The following is a 16,294-nucleotide window of genomic DNA, read 5'->3' on the forward strand; positions in this document are numbered from 1 at the left end:
CTGGCAAAAAAATAACGATGCGCTTAACCTCCCGTGGCAATGGGATGTTTTGCCGCAGCGGTTTCTTTTCACGTTTGAATTAAGAAGAATTATTAAAGAAATAAAAAAGCCGGGGGCGATAACGCTCCCGGCTCCCGTTGACAAGGAGTGTGCGGATTATTTGATCAGGAAGCTATCGAGGCTTTTACCTGCATCCAGCGCTTTCTTAATTGCCGCTGGAGTACGACCCTGACCGGTCCAGGATTTTTGCTCACCGTTTTCATCGGTATAGGTATATTTCGCCGGACGCGGCGCGCGCTTAGCGCGTTTTTTACCGGTTTCCAGTGCACCTAACAATTCGTTCGGGTCAATACCATCTGCCAGCAGCATTTCGCGATATTTCGTCAGCTTTTCTTCTTTTTCACGATTCTGCGCTTCTTCCGCTTCTACTTCTTCACGACGCTCAGTGACCACAACGTTTAATTTTTCCAGAATCTCTTCGAGATCGGAGAGTGGCAGTTCACGAGCCTGCGCACGTAATGTACGAATGTTGTTCAGAACTTTAAATGCATCACTCATCACAATGTCCTTGCTTAAGGGGTTTAAATAAACTGTAGTGCCAAGATTACCCAATTCAAATAAAAAAATAAATTAATTTGTGCGTACAGATAATTCCGAAGTTATTAGTCTATTTCTTAAGGCGGATTTTAAACCCAATGTGCTGTGTTAATTAACCCAACATTAACAGCCGCAGCTTTGCACGTCCCCGCTTTGGTATCGATTTCAGAACAAAATTAGCCGTATTGTTCCATGAGGAAAAGATAATTGGGTGGATGGAAAGGGAACAATAACGGGGAACGCGGGAATGTAGTATCTGGAACACTGTTTTAGCGGATGTTTATACTTCAGCTTGTGGGATAAATCACATTTCGTTAATGCAAAAAAATGGCCGACACATCCGTCGGCCAAATGCCAGGTGAAAGGTACGGTTATTACACTTTTCGCACTGCGGTGTTAAGCGGTTGCGAGGCGCCATCGGATAATCTGTCGTGCAGATAATGCTCGATCTGCTCCAGCGAGCGATTGCGCGTTTCAGGTACGCAGCGCACCACAAACAGGGCGCCACCGATACCGATTGCAGCAAAAATAAAGAACGCACCGGACAAGCCCACAGAAGCCAGTAAAATGGGGAACATCAGTGAGATAAGAAAATTCGCGATCCACATCGCAAATACCGCCCCGCCCATAAATATGCCGCGTAGGCGCGTAGGGAATATTTCTGACAATAATAACCACGTCACCGGTGACAGCGCGCCCTGTTGAAAACTGAGAAACATCAGCATGCCGGCTAACACCATATAACTGCGGAGCAGATCAGGTTGATGATTAACGGCTTCCGGCATCAGATAACTGACGGCACCAATAAACACCAGGCAGGCCGTGCAGCCAAACTGACCGATCATCGTCATAGTACGGCGCCCAATACGTCCCAAAAGCCAAATGCCGACAAAGGTCATCAGCACCGAAATCACCCCGTTGGCGATCGTGGCAAACAGCGCGGCGTTATCGCTCATCCCCACCGCTTTCAACATGGTTGGCGCGTAATACATGATGGTGTTGACGCCCGTTAGCTGCTGGATCACCGCAATCCCCACGCCCATCAGAAAGAGTTTAAACAGCCACGGCTGGCGCAGTTCGCGCAGACGCGGCGGTGCTTTCTGCTGCTCTTCCGCCAGGGTCTCTTCAATTTCGGTGAGCTCCCACTCCACATCCCGTTGCGCCCGCGTGCGCTCCAGCACCTGGCGCGCCTCGGCTAACCGCCCTTTCATCGCGTACCAGCGTGGCGAATCAGGCATAAAAAGCATGCCGAACCACAGCAGCACCGCGGGCACGGTCGCGACGGCCAGCATCCAGCGCCAGGTAGCGTCACCCCCCCAGACCGCATTGAAGCCCGCATTGGAGATATAGGCCAGCATCTGACCGGACACAATCATCAACTCTTGCATGGTCACCAGCTGCCCGCGCTTGTTAGCCGGTGCCATCTCCGCAATGTACACCGGTACGGTTGCTGAAGCGCCGCCCACCGCCACGCCTAATATCAGGCGGAAGAAAATCATCCATTCAACGGCCGGCGCTAATGCGGTGCCGAGGGCGCCTGCCGCAAAAATAATCGCCAGCACCAGAATGATTTTTCTCCGCCCGACCGCCGCCGCAAAATGTCCTGACGCCAGCGCACCGAACGCAGCGCCAAACAGCAGACTGCTGGTGACCAGGCCGGTGGTAAACGGCGTCAGGTGCAAATCATTGCCCATAAACAACAGCGCACCGGAGATGACCCCAGTGTCGTAGCCAAACAGCAGTCCACCCAGCGTGGCGATCAGGGCGATGACTTTTACAAAAGGCTCAGTTGGGGTAGCGCTGTTTGGCCCGGAGGCCTTATTAAGAGTGAGATAAGATTCCCGTGGCATAGCAAACTCCTTTACGGCTGTAAGAGCTGTAAAAATAGATTATTTTTGCCACAAAAATTAATTATGAAACTTACGTTTTGCGCTACAGCGCAGAGTCAGGGGGTAAAAAAGCGCGCTTGATCACATTAACGCGCCTCGCGGGCAATGACTGACGGAAAAAAAACGGGTGGATTTTTCATCAATACGTAGAAAGTGAGCGTTTTTTTCACATGAAGAAAAACACGGGCGCGTCGCCGCGCGCCCGACGTTCACGGCACCGAGGTGGCCGGACCCAACACGCTGTATTCAGGAAGCGTGACGCGCTGGTAAGGTTCCCAGCCGCCGCCCAAGGCTTTGTAGAGCGCCACTAAATCCAATGCGCTTTGGACGCGCGCCTGAGTGGATTGCGCTTTTGCCTGCGCCAACTGACGTTGGGCATCAAGCACATCCAAAAAGGTGGTTAATCCCTGCTTGTAGCTATCGCTGGCAAGATCGAAGGTGCGCTGCAGCGCGCCCGTGGTGTCATCCAGCGCCGTGACCTGCTGCTGATCGGCGCGGTAACTCACCAACGCATTTTCCACATCCTGCAGGGCCGTCAGCACGGTCTGGCGATAATCCAACGCCGCACTCGCCTGCTGAGCCCGCGCCAGCTTCACGCTGGAGACCAAGCGCCCGCCCTGAAAGATCGGGATCGACAACGCTGGTCCGATGCTAAAGAAGTGGCTGCTCCAGTCATCAAGGTAGCTGGCATCGGTGTTGCGCACACCAAGCTGGCCGGTGAGCGACAGGCTGGGGAACAGGTTGGCCACCGACACACCAATATTGGCGGTTTGCGCGTGCAGGTTCGCTTCCGCCTGGCGTATATCCGGCCGCCGCCGCGCCAGCGTGGAGGGAATCCCCACCGCCACCATCTTCGGCAGCGCGGGCAGCGCTTTACTGCTCATTAGCTCGTTATCCAACGCGCCGGGGGTTTTACCTAACAGCACCGCGAGACCATTCATGGCCTGGCGCGCCTGCGCCTGATACTGCGGCAGCTGGGCGTTCAGTGATGCCAGCTGCGCGCGTGCGTTTTCCACATTGGTGGCCGGAGCCAAACCGTTTTGCTGCTGACTCTGAGTAAGCTCCCACGTTTGCTGCGCCAGGGTGATTTGGTCTTGCAGCGTGTCGAGCACGGCCTGTGCGCCGCGCAGTTGCAGATAAGCGCGTGCGACTTCCGCCTCCAGGGACACCAGCGCATCATTGCGCTGCTCAATCGCCGCCTGCTGCTGGGCATCGGCGGCTTCCATTTGGCGCCGCACTTTGCCCCACAAATCGAGCTCCCAGCTCGCGTCAAAGCTGCCCTGATAGAGCGTAACCGAATGCGTGAGGCCGTTAAGCTGATCGGCGACGTCGCTATCGACTTGATCGTAGACGCCGTTAGATTTCAGCAGGCCTTTCAGTCCCAGCTGTTGCCGCGTGACTTTGGCCGAGCCATTGAGCGACGGAAAGAGGCCGCCGCGCGCCTGCGCCAGCTGTTCGCGTGCGCCTGCAATGCGCAGCACCGACTGTTGCAGCGTCAGATTACCCGCGATAGCACGTGCAATCAGGCTATCTAGCTGCGGATCGTTAAAGTTTTTCCACCACTGCGGGTTGGTGGCGGTTGCGAGCGGCTTGGACGCTTCCTGCGAAGGCAGCGCGCGGAAGCTGCCCGGCGTCTGCGCGTGCGGAGGCTGATAATCGGGGCCAACGGCACAGCCAGCCAGCAGCAGTGACAGCGCCAGCAGCGAACGGCGCGGTGAGGTCGTCATTTTAGTGTGCTCCTGCACTGCCTTCGCTCTTGATCGGCGAAAGCAACCAACAAAAAGGAATTAACAACAGCGCGACAAGACTTAATCCCGTAAAGACATCGATATAGGCCAAAATACGCGCTTGGGCGATCATCTCTTGATAAAGCAGGCCGCTGGCCACCTGGATCGGGTCGCCCACCGCGGTGGTAAAATCGCGGATGGCTTGTGCCCAGTGCTGCAACGTCAGGCTGAATTGTTCATTAAGCGGCGTCATGTTATGCACCATATGGGCGGAACGCACCTGCTCACGCTCGGTGATGCCAGCGGTCGCCAGCGAGATGCCAATTGAGCCTGCCACGTTACGAAACATGGTAAACAGGGCGGAGGCATCTGCGTTAAGCCGCTGTGGCACGGTGACGAAGGCAATGGTGGTCAATGGCACGAACAAGAAGCCCAGCCCAATGGACTGCGCGCTGCGCATCAACACAAGCGTGGTGAAATCCACATTCGGCGTAAGCGTGCTGGAGTAGAAGAAGGCCAGCGCCAGGCAGGTGAAGCCAAACGCAATGATGTAGCGGGTTTGCACTATCGGCATCAGCTTCAACACCAGCGGGATCGTGAGGACAATCAGCACCGCGCCGGGCGAAAGCACCAGCCCCGACCAGGTAGCGGTGTAGCCGAGGTCCTGCTGCGCCAGCTGTGGAAGCACCACCGAACTGCCGTAAAGGATCATCGCCATGCCCGCCATCAGCAAGCCTGCGACCCAGAAATTGCGGTCTTTCATGACGGTTAAATCCACGACGGGCTTGCGCGCGTAAAGCAGCCAGTAAATGGCCCCGACGATGCCGACCGCAGCCAGCATGGCGAACAGGCGAATAAAGTGCGACGCAAACCAGTCCTCATCCTCACCGCGGTCGAGAAACACTTGCAGGCAGCCCAGTCCCAGGGTGATAAGGCCAATACCGATGTAATCAATGTTGAGCCGCCCTTTGTCCCATTTCCGCTCCCACGGCGGATCTTCGAGCAGCTGATAAATCGCCAGCACGGTCAGGATCCCGACCGGGATATTGATAAAGAACACCCAGCGCCAGCTGTAGTTATCCGTGATCCAGCCGCCGAGCGTCGGGCCAATCACCGGTGCAACGATGATGGCTATCGACGAAAGGCCAAACGCTTTACCACGATCTTCCGCTTTGAAGTAGTCCAGCAGCACAGACTGCTGAACCGGCTGCAGTCCGCCGCCAAAAAATCCCTGCAAAATACGGAATAAAATGATCTGCCACAGTTCGGTCGCGATGCCGCACAAAAAGGAGCACACGGTAAACATGACGATGCAGATAAGAAAGAAGTTCTTGCGGCCAAACAGGCGGCTAAAAAACGCAGAGATAGGCAAGACAATGCCGTTGGCGACCAGATAGGAAGTCAGTACCCACGTCGATTCGTCATAGCTTGAAGAGAGCGAACCGGCGATGTGCGGCAGCGCCACGTTCACGATGGTGGTGTCGAGGATCTCCATAAACACCGCCAGCGTCACCGTGATCGCCACCAGCCAGGGGTTGCTGGACGGACGCCAGCTTTCACCCCCACTCATTCGACGGTGACCTTAGGTTCAACCGATAACCCCAGCGGCAGCGGGCGATTCGGGTCCAGCCCTTTATCAATCACGATTTTCACTGGAACACGCTGCACAATTTTCACGTAGTTACCGGTCGCGTTTTCTGCCGGGAACGTCGAGAAGCGCGATCCCGATCCCATCTGCACGCTGTCTACGTGCCCTTCCAGCTTCATATCAGGCCACGCGTCAACGCCGATCTCGACTTTATCGCCCGGGTTCATGCGCGTGAGCTGCGACTCTTTAAAGTTAGCGGTAATCCAGATCTCAGGGGAAACCAGCGAGAACAGCGCCGATCCCGCCTGAACCAGCGTGCCTACCTGCACGTTACGCTTAGTAATAAAGCCGTCATACGGCGCACGCACTTGGGTATAGGAGAGATTGAGTTCAGCCGTGTTGAGCTGCGCCTGCGCCTGCGCTACCTGCTGCTGACGCGCTTCGACGTTGGTTTGCTGTTGGCGAATCTGCAGTGCGACCTGAGAGGCCACTTCCACCTGCGCTTTGGCGCTTTGGAATTGCGCCTCGGCCGAGCGCAGTTGCGCGGCGGCCGTATCGATATTGCGCTGGGAGGTGGCGCGCGGATCGACACCGCGCTGGCGACGATAATCTGACTGGGCGTTAAGCAGGTTTGCCTGCGCTTTGGCCTGATCGGCAAGCGCCTGATCGCGCTGGGCTGGATATTGCACGCGCGACAGCGCGAGCTGCGCTTCGGCCTGATGCAATTGGGCCTGCGCTAACCCGAGCTGCGCCTTGGCCTGATCGCGCTGGGCCAGATAATCGCGCGGATCAATTTCCACCAGCACATCGCCCTGTTTGACCCGCTGGTTATCCCCAACCAGCAATTTAACCACGTAGCCAGAGGCTTTAGGCGCAATAGTCGCCGCATTCCCTTCCGTGAAGGCGTCGTCAGTGGATTCAATATTACGGGTGGTAAACCAGAACCACAGCCCCACCAGCAGCATAATCACCACCACAATCACCAGAATAATGATGGGTTTTTTACCGGGACGCTTGCGCGGTTGTTCTGTGTCACTGCTGCTCTGATCGTTCTTCTGCTGATCGTTTTTGGGCTGATCGTTGTCGTTAGAACGGGGAGTGTTGCGATCGTTTTCGTTCTGCGTTGGCTGCTGTTGATTATCGCTCATAAGTTGTCATCACTGGCTGTGGCCCCGATCCTCGGGTAAACGGTCAACTTAACCTTAGATCGGAAATTGACAAAATCCAGTGCAACTTTACATAAGCCAACATTGCGCGCATTTTCTGCACCATCGACAGATAACGCGCTGAATTTTCAACGCGTCATGGGGCAATACAGGAGAGAAAATCGGTCAGCGTAGCCACATTAACAGCAGCCAGCCGCAGAGCATGGACCAGGCCAGCATCGGGAGGGAAAACAGGTGAAACTGCCACCACACGCGGCGATCGTTTGCCATGCGCAGCGCAATCAAATTGGCCAGCGATCCGGGCAATAGACCGAATCCACCAATGTTGACCGCCCAAGCCAGTACCTCAGAAGGCTGAACTTTTTGCAGCAGCAATATTGTCGCAGGCACATTACTGATGATTTGCGAGAGACCAATCCCCAGCAGATAGAGTCCGCCTTCGCCAAGCTGGCTGATGGCGGCGAAACGCGGCTGGAGGATCGGCAGATGCATCAGCAAAAACACATCGATAAACATCGCCACGAACACCAGCAGCAAACTCCAGTCAATGCTAAGCAGCACGCCGCGCGCCATAATCAGGAAGCAGACCGCCACCAGCAGCAGCGCCCAACCGGTGATTTTCAACTCCAGCGCGACGATAAATAGCACGTAGAGCGCCAGGCTGACAAAGAACAGCGGCTTTTGCCACGGATGCGTTTCATCTTGCGCGTGCTTTTGGATACTGTTCGCCGGGAAACTCCACCAGGTGAGTGCCATCAGCGTGATCATCAGCATCACCGCCAGCGGCGTCATCTGCCAAATAAAGCCGGGAACGCTGAGCGAACCGTGGCTCCACAGCAGAATGTTTTGCGGGTTGCCCACGGGCGTGAGCAGCGATCCGGCATTGACCGCCAGCGCTTCGAAAATAATCAGACGCGATATCGGCAAACTGGAGAACTTTTTCAGCGTTAGGGTGAGCGGCACCAAAATAAACAGCGCGACATCATTGGTGAGAAATGTTGAGAGTAGCGCAGCCGCACACACCATAAACAGCGCCAGCGCGCGTTCATGCGCGAAACGCTGAATGAGGCGCGCGCCCAGCACATCAAAGTAGCCGCTGTTTTCAAGGCCTTTGGTCAGCATCAGCAAACCGGTCAGCGTCATGATAGTTTGCCAGTCCACGGCTTTGGGTAAATCAGACCATTGATACTGCGCAAACGGCAGCAAGATAACACCCACGAGTAACAATAAATGCAGAATACGGTCACGCATTAAAGAACGCAGCACGATGGACATGATGGATGGAAGCCTTGTAGGTTAGCGACTTTCGTAAAATTGCTTGAAGATGGCCAGTGTTTCATCACTGACGTGATGCTCCAGGCCTTCAGAATCTCGGCGGGCGGTTTCCGGGCTAACGCCCAGCGCCAGCAGAAAGGTTTCAACAATATGATGACGCACGCGGCTCGCTTCCGCCAGCTTTTCGCCTTCCGCCGTCAGGAAAACGCCGCGGTAAGGCACTTGCTCCACCAAGCCAGTCGTGCTCAAGCGCTTGAGCATTTTCGCGACCGTCGGCTGCGACACGCCTAAACGCGCGGCCATATCAACCTGGCGCGCTTCACCAAATTCACGAATTAAATCAGAGATTAACTCAACATAGTCGTCAATCAATTCACGGCGATGCGCTTCACGCACCTGGCGAAATCCTTCGACATGCGCCTCAATATCTTTAAGCGGCCCTTGGGGCGTGTTGATGGCGCTTTTCGCACGACGACTCATTCAGCTTCCTCTTTATTATTTGACGCACCTTACCTACGGTGCGGCTGGCTCGGCTCATTGTAAACCAGGCACAAATAAGCACAAATTTTTCATAAATAGTGTTGGCTAAAGAGTATAGCCAATGCTATCTTTGTTCGTATTGTAAGCGAATAGCTTATAAAGGAGGCAGCGTCGATGTAGCGTGACGGCTCCTTTTCCTGCTGTGAGTGGCAGGATTTGCTTACTGTGAGAGTGTGTACCAATGCGGAGGTGACCATGAGCACCATGAAAAACTGCCTCGATTGCGGCAAGTGTTTTGGGGTTGAGCAATCTACATCGTCGGTTGAGCTGAAGTCCTGGCTATGCCTGTTGACTCGCTCCCCTTTTGCGCTGCGCTTAATGCTGATCGAAAAACTCACCGGTAAATCACTGACCTCGCGCCCCTGCCCCAATCTTATCTGGCGCGGTTAAACGACATTTCATTTTTTAAAAGGGCGGATTTGCCACGAGCGAGTCCGCCCTTTTTCGTCTTTGAGACACAGCCTTCACCCATAGCGCGGCGCTGACGCGTTTTCAGCGCATAAAAAAACGGCCCCAAAGGGCCGTTTCATAAAGCAATTCGGGTCTACGCTTAACTTAGAAGCTGTAGCCGACGCCTGCGATCCAGGTGCCAACGTCCACGCTGCGGATGCGGCTCTGCTCGTAGCCAACGTCCAGCGCAACGTTTTCGATTGGGTTGAACTGCATACCCGCACCGTAAGAGAAGCCAACGTCGCTTGAATCGTCTTTAGCGCGTGAGTTAGAGACGTTTTCCTGGTATTTGCCGTAGCCGATACCTACTACGCCGTAGATGCTTGCCCAGTCGTTCAGACGGTAAGCAGGACCACCGGTGATGCCGTAGTACTGGCCTTTGTTGTAAACGCCACCTTCAGTACGGTCTTTCTCGGTGTAGGTGAAAGAACCGATCCAGCCCAGTGGGTTAGATCCATCTTCGTAACGATATTTCAGGTTGAAGCCGTTTGCTTTGTTAGCAATACCTTGATAATCACTCTGCGCGTAGCCGGCAGAAACGGTGCTCTGTGCCATGGCTGAACCTGCAGAAACGGCCAGTACACAAGCCAGTGCTGAAAGACATGCAATTTTTTTCATAACCACCTCAAATGTGAATATACTTCTCTCCTGACAACGCTAAAAATATAACAAAACTTAGCGAGAAACTCTGCCCGGATTTTGTTGTCTAACGGATTGTTTCGTGTAACAGAAAGTTAATGAATTTTCATAGGTCATTCATTTTACTTATAAAAACTGTCATTTTCTTGCCATAAAACCCTGCCATGCAAATTGTGCCTTTAAGTAAATTCCTAAACTAACCTGACAATTCTTTACTTATCTGGCCCTGAAAACGGCTACTTTTTGACCTGCTGAGCGTTTTTTTTCATGCTTTCGCTGCTTTCTCCCGGTGCACTTCCAGTACACTGATGCTTCCTCTGCTGCATAAAATGGAACGGATAACAGGATGTCTGCCCCACATAAATCTTCTCCTTTGGCCCCGGTGTTATTGCCCGTTGCCGTACTGCTGATTGCAATGCTTTCGCTACAAGGCGGTGCGTCATTGGCAAAATCGTTGTTTTCAACCGTGGGCGCGCCCGGCATTACCGCGCTGCGTTTGGGGTTTGGCACGTTGATGTTGTGCATTATCTTTAAGCCCTGGCGCTTACGCTTTAGCGTTGCGCAGCGTAAACCGCTGGTGATGTACGGCCTGGCGCTGGGGTGTATGAATTACCTCTTTTATCTTTCCATTCGTACTGTGCCATTGGGCGTTGCCGTCGGCCTGGAGTTTCTGGGTCCTCTTACGCTCGCGCTGGCTGGCGCACGTCGTCCGCTGGATTTCCTGTGGGTCCTGCTGGCGGTCATCGGGCTGTGGTTTCTCTTACCGCTGGGTGAAGGCATTCGCCATATCGACCCGCTCGGCGCGCTGCTCGCCGTGGGTGCTGGCGCCTGCTGGGCGATCTATATTCTGGCGGGGCAGCGCGCAGGGGCGGAGCATGGTCCCGCCACCGTCGCAATGGGCTCGCTGATTGCGTCCGTGATTTTCGTTCCTCTTGGTCTGATTTTTGCCGCCCCGGGCGTTTGGGATTGGCATGTCGTTCCTCTGGCGCTGCTTATCGCGCTGCTCTCCACTGCCATCCCCTACTCACTGGAAATGATGGCGCTAACAAGGCTGCCTGCGCGCATCTTTGGCACGCTAATGAGCCTGGAACCTGCGGTAGCGGCTCTCTCAGGCATCCTTTTCCTGGGAGAACTGCTCAGCGCAAGGCAATGGATGGGCCTGCTGGCCATTATCGCTGCCTCAGCGGGATCCACCCTGACGATGAAACCCAAACGGGCCAAAATAAATCCAATTGACGTGAATGAATCACGTTAAATACCGTTTTGTTCGCCACCGTCTTTGTCTTATATAACGGTGACTTAATCGCTTATCTATATTCGCTGCTGGAGTTGTTATTATTTTGAAACAGGATTGAAACAAGTTGGACATAATTCATAAATCACTGTTTTATAAAAATTAAACCACATGACGCTGCCACTAATCAGTGCCCAGGATTCAACTATCTCTGCCATCGGTTTAAACAATCCGGCAAAGCGAGAATCTGTTGCTATACTTATTCTCGTGATTGATTAGGACAACCATCAATAAGAGGACATTAATGATGAGTACCGCAAAACTGGTTAAAACTAAATCTTCCGATCTGATTTACACCCGTAATGATGTTTCCGATAGCGATAAGAAAGCGACTATCGAGGTGCTCAACCGTCTGGTAGTGGAATTTATTGACCTGTCACTGATCACCAAACAGGCGCACTGGAACATGCGTGGCGCAAACTTCATTGGCGTGCATGAAATGCTGGACGGCTTCCGTACTGCCATCACCGATCACCAAGACACCATCGCAGAGCGTGTGGTTCAGCTGGGCGGCGTGGCGACGGGGACTACCCAAGTTGTAAATGATAAAACGCCGCTGAAAAGCTACCCGCTAAATATCCACAGCGTGCAGGATCACCTTAAAGCGCTGGCCGATCGCTACGCCATTGTGGCTAATGACACGCGTAAAGCGATCACCGAAGTGAGCGACGAAGATACCGCTGACATCTTTACAGCAGCCTCGCGCGATCTTGATAAATTCCTGTGGTTTATCGAATCTAACATCGAGTAACAGCATCACTTCACAAGGCGGGATATCCCGCCTTTTTTATATCTGTAACATTCTGGTGCTTTTTTGACGCCGTTAACACTTCCTTGATCCTCTCTTTCCCTGCTCTCGCGCTTGGTGCACACTGGTCTCGCACCATAACAGCACAACGCACTGTTTTGGCTCACCATAGTGGTGCAAATCATTTTCTCCAGCAAAATCGTGTCAGCTTTCACGATGAAAGTGATGGATTTTGCATGGGCTGAAAAGTTGGCATAGTTTTTTCATATGATAAGCCGTTATCAGGCCAGCAGGCCTGAGGGGTAATAAGGAAAAAAATGATGAAGTCACTGTTAAAAGTCTCCGCGGCCGCGCTGGCGCTGGCCTTCTCTCTCTCTTCAACCGCAGCAGAAAAAAAACTGATCGTCGCCACCGACACGGCTTTTGTGCCTTTCGAATTCAAGCAGGGCGATAAGTACGTCGGCTTCGATATCGATCTGTGGGACGCTATCGCTAAACAGCTGAAGCTGGACTACACCCTCAAGCCCATGGACTTCAGCGGCATCATTCCGGCTCTGCAAACCAAAAACGTCGATCTGGCACTGGCGGGCATCACCATCACCGACGAACGCAAAAAGGCCATTGAATTTTCTGATGGTTACTACAAAAGCGGCCTGCAGATCATGGTGCGTAGCAACGAAAACGACATCAAAGGCATTGACGATCTGAACGGCAAAACCGTGGCGGTGAAAAGCGGAACCGGTTCTGTGGACTATGCGAAAACCCACATCAAAACCAAAGATCTGCGTCAGTTCCCTAATATCGACAACGCTTACATGGAGTTAGGTACTAACCGCGCAGACGCTGTGCTGCACGATACGCCAAACATCCTCTATTTCATCCACACCGCTGGCAAAGGCCGTTTCAAAGCCGTGGGTGATTCCATTGAAGCGCAGCAGTACGGTATCGCCTTCCCGAAAGGCAGCGATGACCTGCGCGAAAAGGTGAACGGCGCGCTGAAAACCCTGCGCGACAACGGTACCTACAACACCCTCTATAAAAAATGGTTCGGTACTGAACCGAAATAATATTGGCTTACGCCGCTTTTTGAGCAGGGAACGCAGTTTCCCTGCTTTTTACCTTTCCGTTGCAACAGATTCTGGAGTTACCCATGGAGTTTGACTGGAGCGTCATTTGGCCTGCCCTACCGATCTTGATCGACGGCGCCAAAATGACCCTGCTTATTTCCGTTCTTGGCCTGGTCGGCGGCCTGATTATCGGCCTGGTTGCCGGCTTCGCGCGCGCGTACGGCGGCTGGATCACCAACAACATCGCGCTGGTGTTCATTGAGCTGATTCGCGGCACGCCTATTGTGGTGCAAGTGATGTTTATCTACTTTGCCCTGCCGATGGCCTTCCCCGATTTACGTATTGATCCCTTCACGGCGGCCGTGGTCACCATCATGATCAACTCCGGCGCCTATATTGCGGAAATTACCCGCGGCGCCGTGCTGTCCATCAACAAAGGGTTCCGCGAAGCCGGTCTGGCGCTGGGCCTGTCGCGCCGTGAAACGCTGCGCTATGTGATTATGCCACTGGCGCTGCGCCGTATGCTGCCGCCGCTGGGGAACCAGTGGATTGTCAGCATCAAAGACACCTCACTGTTTATCGTGATTGGCGTGGCGGAACTGACGCGTCAGGGACAAGAGATCATCGCGGGTAACTTCCGCGCGCTGGAGATCTGGAGCGCGGTCGCCATTATCTATCTGGTTATTACGCTGGTGTTGAGCTTTGTGCTGCGCCGTATTGAGAAAAGGGTGAAAATCCTGTGATTGAATTTAAAAACGTCTCTAAAAACTTCGGTCAGACCAAAGTGCTGCATGACATCAACCTGAAGATCAATCAAGGCGAGGTGGTGGTGATTATCGGGCCGTCTGGCTCGGGCAAATCCACCCTGCTGCGCTGCATCAACAAGCTTGAAGAGATCAGCAGCGGTGAACTGATCGTCGATGGCATGAAAGTGAACGATCCTAAAGTCGATGAGCGCCTGATTCGTCAGGAAGCCGGCATGGTTTTCCAGCAGTTTCACCTGTTCCCGCAGATGAGCGCACTGGATAACGTGGCCTTTGGCCCTATTCGGGTTCGCGGCAGCGGCAAAGAAGAAGCACACAAACTGGCGCGCGAGCTGCTGGGTAAAGTGGGCCTGGCCGAGCGCGCACATCACTTCCCGTCCGAGCTCTCCGGTGGACAGCAGCAGCGCGTGGCCATCGCCCGTGCGCTGGCGGTAAAACCGAAAATGATGCTGTTTGATGAGCCCACATCGGCTCTCGATCCCGAGCTGCGTCACGAAGTGCTGAAGGTGATGCAGGATCTGGCCGAAGAGGGCATGACCATGGTGATTGTCACCCACGAAGTCGGCTTCGCGCAGAAGGTCGCTTCGCGTCTGATCTTCATTGATAAAGGCACTATCGCCGAAGATGGCCACCCGGATGCGTTGATTACCAACCCGCCGAGTGAGCGCCTACGCGAGTTCCTGCAGCACGTTTCCTGATCGGCGTGGCGGCCTGCAGGCCGCCCGTTTTACCTTTTTAGCCGCAGTTTTTCCCGCTTATACGCTGCAATTCAACGCACGTTCTTTTGTCTTTACCCGCTGAATCAACGCCCCATGCGCTGCGCGCGCGTGGCAGGCGGCATAAACGTCCAGGCGAGAAAACGGCTCTGCTTTTGGCCCTGCGCCATATCAATAATACGCACCAGATAGGCGTCGATCGCCTTCAGACGATCGCGCAGCGCGGGCAAATGCTCCTTACGCGAGACCAGCGACGTGAACCAGATAATGCGATCGGCGTACTGCGCGCTCTCCTCAATCATCTGCCCGATAAACGCCTGTTCGCCCCCCTCGCACCACAGCTCGTTATGCTGTCCGCCGAAGTTAAGCGGCGTATCGCGTTTCAATCCCAGATTGCGCACTTTGCGCTGGCTGCCAGCTGCGGCTTCGGCGGCGGAGGCGTGAAACGGCGGATTACACATCACCGCGTGATAGCGTTCGTTTTTGTGCACCACGCCGGAAAAAATCGCGCCAGCCTGTTTTTGTCGGCGCAGGCGAATACCGCGCTGCAGGCCCGGATTGCTGGCTATAATTTGGCTGGCAGCGGTGATGGCATCGGCGCTGGTGTCGGTGCCGGTAAAGCGCCAGCCATATTCCGCGTGACCAATCAGCGGATAGATACAGTTCGCGCCGCAGCCAATGTCCATGATGTCGCGCTCGCGCGGAATAGCGCCGCCGTTATCGCTGGCCAGCAAATCCGCCAGCGCGTGGACATAATCCGCACGTCCCGGCACGGGCGGCGTGAGATAGCCCTCCGGCAGCTGCCAATTGAGGTTATAGAACAGCTTCAGCAGCGCCTGATTTAACAGCCGCACCGCCTGTGCATCGTCGAACGCAATCGACAGCTCGCCGTAACCGTTAGGCCGCACCTTGTCCGCGAGCGGCGGGTGCGCGGCGATCAGCGCAGCAAAGTCGTACCGTCCCTGATGACGGTTACGCGGATGAAAAGGCGAGGCAGCAGCAGACTTGTTCATAGCATCTCCAGAAAATAAGGCGCGTAAGATACTCCGGCTGGCGGCATCGCACAATCTGCTTACGCGATTTTCCGCCCGCGCTATCACGCTGATGCACGCCTTATTGCCGCAAGCACGCGTGCGCCTGAGATATTACGCCACGCAGACAGACCACAACCAGGAGCAGTCATGACACGCCACAAATATTCCTACCAGCCGCGCGCGGGCCACGGTTTACCGCACGATCCCCTGAACGCCATCGTGGGGCCGCGCCCTATCGGCTGGATCAGCTCGCAGAGCCAACAAGGCCAGCGCAATCTCGCGCCCTACAGCTTCTTTAACTGCTTTAATTACACGCCACCGATTATCGGCTTTGCCAGCAGCGGTTGGAAAGACAGCGTGCGCAACATCAGCGAGAGCAAAGCGTTTGTCTGGAACCTGGCGACGCGCCCGCTGGCAGAGGCCATGAACGAAAGCTCGGCCTCGGTGCCCGCTGACCAGGATGAGTTTGCCCTTGCCGGTTTGACGCCGGTGACCGCTTCGCACGTGGATGTGAGTATGGTGGCTGAGAGCCCGGTCAACTTTGAGTGTCGCCTTACGCAGCTTATTCGCCTGCAGGATGCCCACGGCGGTGAACTGGAAAGCTGGCTGGTGCTGGGGGAAGTGGTGGCAATCCACATCGATGAGACGCTGCTGGAAAACGGGATTTATCAAACGGCCAAAGCGCAGCCGATATTGCGCGCCGGGGGGCCTTCCGCTTATTACGCCATCAGCGAGGATCTGCGTTTTGACCTGACGCGCCCGGACGCACGCCGCAGCTAGATCGTTAAGGCGGCCGCAGG

The 16,294-nt window shown here is 54.6% G+C and carries 16 protein-coding genes; 7 read left to right on the forward strand and 9 right to left on the reverse strand.

Translation table 11 applies throughout. The features are described 5' to 3' along the window. Positions 1-156: 156 nt before the first annotated feature. The 7 genes from LU196_RS01185 to mntR form a co-directional block, all read right to left on the reverse strand. Complete coding sequence (locus tag LU196_RS01185) at positions 157-558, reverse strand: H-NS family nucleoid-associated regulatory protein (RefSeq protein ID WP_232757910.1); 402 nt, start codon at positions 556-558, stop codon at positions 157-159. Between the two features lie 413 nt (positions 559-971). Further along, the gene (locus tag LU196_RS01190; protein WP_232757911.1) at positions 972-2,447 is read right to left on the reverse strand and encodes a sugar porter family MFS transporter; all 1,476 of its coding nucleotides are present in this window, start codon (positions 2,445-2,447) and stop codon (positions 972-974) included. Positions 2,448-2,695: 248 nt separating this feature from the next. Then, on the reverse strand, positions 2,696-4,213 hold the full coding sequence (locus LU196_RS01195; protein ID WP_232757912.1) for an efflux transporter outer membrane subunit: 1,518 nt from the start codon (positions 4,211-4,213) through the stop codon (positions 2,696-2,698). A 1-nt stretch (position 4,214) separates the two neighbouring features. Then, a complete protein-coding gene (locus tag LU196_RS01200) occupies positions 4,215-5,783 on the reverse strand; it encodes a DHA2 family efflux MFS transporter permease subunit (protein ID WP_232757913.1) in 1,569 nt (522 codons plus the stop codon). Continuing rightward, positions 5,780-6,949 carry an HlyD family secretion protein gene (locus LU196_RS01205; protein WP_232757914.1) on the reverse strand — a complete coding sequence of 390 codons (1,170 nt, stop codon included), beginning with the start codon at positions 6,947-6,949 and terminating at the stop codon, positions 5,780-5,782. The genes LU196_RS01200 and LU196_RS01205 overlap by 4 nt, the downstream gene beginning before the upstream one ends. A 183-nt stretch (positions 6,950-7,132) precedes the next feature. Beyond that, a complete protein-coding gene (locus LU196_RS01210) occupies positions 7,133-8,242 on the reverse strand; it encodes an SLC13 family permease (protein WP_232757915.1) in 1,110 nt (369 codons plus the stop codon). A gap of 21 nt (positions 8,243-8,263) precedes the next feature. Next, entirely contained in the window at positions 8,264-8,722 is a 459-nt protein-coding gene (gene mntR / locus LU196_RS01215; RefSeq protein WP_232757916.1) for a manganese-binding transcriptional regulator MntR, read from the reverse strand. Positions 8,723-8,977: 255 nt separating this feature from the next. Here mntR and LU196_RS01220 point away from each other — a divergent pair, with 255 nt between their 5' ends. Continuing rightward, on the forward strand, positions 8,978-9,172 hold the full coding sequence (locus tag LU196_RS01220) for a hypothetical protein (RefSeq protein WP_232757917.1): 195 nt from the start codon (positions 8,978-8,980) through the stop codon (positions 9,170-9,172). A gap of 165 nt (positions 9,173-9,337) precedes the next feature. On the opposite strand, the gene ompX is transcribed toward LU196_RS01220, so the two are convergent. Beyond that, positions 9,338-9,850, reverse strand: a complete 513-nt coding sequence (gene ompX, locus LU196_RS01225; protein WP_232757918.1) for an outer membrane protein OmpX — start codon at positions 9,848-9,850, stop codon at positions 9,338-9,340. A gap of 367 nt (positions 9,851-10,217) precedes the next feature. Between ompX and rhtA the strand changes: the two genes are divergently transcribed. From rhtA to glnQ, 5 genes are all read left to right on the forward strand, one after another. Then, complete coding sequence (gene rhtA / locus LU196_RS01230; protein ID WP_232757919.1) at positions 10,218-11,126, forward strand: threonine/homoserine exporter RhtA; 909 nt, start codon at positions 10,218-10,220, stop codon at positions 11,124-11,126. Between the two features lie 286 nt (positions 11,127-11,412). Then, complete coding sequence (dps, locus tag LU196_RS01235) at positions 11,413-11,916, forward strand: DNA starvation/stationary phase protection protein Dps (protein ID WP_232758251.1); 504 nt, start codon at positions 11,413-11,415, stop codon at positions 11,914-11,916. A gap of 317 nt (positions 11,917-12,233) precedes the next feature. After that, positions 12,234-12,980 (forward strand): glutamine ABC transporter substrate-binding protein GlnH, encoded by a 747-nt coding sequence (gene glnH / locus LU196_RS01240; RefSeq protein WP_232758252.1) that lies wholly within the window; start codon positions 12,234-12,236, stop codon positions 12,978-12,980. 83 nt (positions 12,981-13,063) lie between these two features. Next, on the forward strand, positions 13,064-13,723 hold the full coding sequence (glnP, locus tag LU196_RS01245) for a glutamine ABC transporter permease GlnP (protein ID WP_232757920.1): 660 nt from the start codon (positions 13,064-13,066) through the stop codon (positions 13,721-13,723). Further along, positions 13,720-14,442, forward strand: a complete 723-nt coding sequence (gene glnQ / locus LU196_RS01250; RefSeq protein ID WP_232757921.1) for a glutamine ABC transporter ATP-binding protein GlnQ — start codon at positions 13,720-13,722, stop codon at positions 14,440-14,442. Before glnP ends, glnQ begins: the two co-directional genes overlap by 4 nt. Positions 14,443-14,546: 104 nt before the next feature. Here the strand turns inward: glnQ and rlmF are convergent, their stop codons facing one another. Beyond that, positions 14,547-15,473 carry a 23S rRNA (adenine(1618)-N(6))-methyltransferase RlmF gene (gene rlmF, locus LU196_RS01255; protein WP_232757922.1) on the reverse strand — a complete coding sequence of 309 codons (927 nt, stop codon included), beginning with the start codon at positions 15,471-15,473 and terminating at the stop codon, positions 14,547-14,549. 168 nt (positions 15,474-15,641) lie between these two features. On the opposite strand from rlmF, the gene LU196_RS01260 reads away from it, so the two are divergent. Then, positions 15,642-16,274 (forward strand): flavin reductase family protein, encoded by a 633-nt coding sequence (locus LU196_RS01260; RefSeq protein ID WP_232757923.1) that lies wholly within the window; start codon positions 15,642-15,644, stop codon positions 16,272-16,274. Positions 16,275-16,294: the final 20 nt, after the last annotated feature.

Origin of the sequence: Pantoea sp. Mb-10 (assembly GCF_021272205.1) — a bacterium.
In the GTDB taxonomy this organism is placed as follows: domain Bacteria; phylum Pseudomonadota; class Gammaproteobacteria; order Enterobacterales; family Enterobacteriaceae; genus Pantoea.

Bases quoted from the DNA above. Each gene is read 5' to 3' on its own strand.
- glnH (WP_232758252.1), top strand. From the start codon at position 12,234: ATGAAGTCACTGTTAAAAGTCTCCGCGGCCGCGCTGGCGCTGGCCTTC.
- LU196_RS01195 (WP_232757912.1), bottom strand. From the start codon at position 4,213: ATGACGACCTCACCGCGCCGTTCGCTGCTGGCGCTGTCACTGCTGCTG.
- LU196_RS01220 (WP_232757917.1), top strand. From the start codon at position 8,978: ATGAGCACCATGAAAAACTGCCTCGATTGCGGCAAGTGTTTTGGGGTT.
- mntR (WP_232757916.1), bottom strand. From the start codon at position 8,722: ATGAGTCGTCGTGCGAAAAGCGCCATCAACACGCCCCAAGGGCCGCTT.
- LU196_RS01190 (WP_232757911.1), bottom strand. From the start codon at position 2,447: ATGCCACGGGAATCTTATCTCACTCTTAATAAGGCCTCCGGGCCAAAC.
- rhtA (WP_232757919.1), top strand. From the start codon at position 10,218: ATGTCTGCCCCACATAAATCTTCTCCTTTGGCCCCGGTGTTATTGCCC.
- rlmF (WP_232757922.1), bottom strand. From the start codon at position 15,473: ATGAACAAGTCTGCTGCTGCCTCGCCTTTTCATCCGCGTAACCGTCAT.
- LU196_RS01260 (WP_232757923.1), top strand. From the start codon at position 15,642: ATGACACGCCACAAATATTCCTACCAGCCGCGCGCGGGCCACGGTTTA.
- LU196_RS01210 (WP_232757915.1), bottom strand. From the start codon at position 8,242: ATGTCCATCGTGCTGCGTTCTTTAATGCGTGACCGTATTCTGCATTTA.
- LU196_RS01200 (WP_232757913.1), bottom strand. From the start codon at position 5,783: ATGAGTGGGGGTGAAAGCTGGCGTCCGTCCAGCAACCCCTGGCTGGTG.
- glnP (WP_232757920.1), top strand. From the start codon at position 13,064: ATGGAGTTTGACTGGAGCGTCATTTGGCCTGCCCTACCGATCTTGATC.
- LU196_RS01205 (WP_232757914.1), bottom strand. From the start codon at position 6,949: ATGAGCGATAATCAACAGCAGCCAACGCAGAACGAAAACGATCGCAAC.
- LU196_RS01185 (WP_232757910.1), bottom strand. From the start codon at position 558: ATGAGTGATGCATTTAAAGTTCTGAACAACATTCGTACATTACGTGCG.
- dps (WP_232758251.1), top strand. From the start codon at position 11,413: ATGAGTACCGCAAAACTGGTTAAAACTAAATCTTCCGATCTGATTTAC.
- ompX (WP_232757918.1), bottom strand. From the start codon at position 9,850: ATGAAAAAAATTGCATGTCTTTCAGCACTGGCTTGTGTACTGGCCGTT.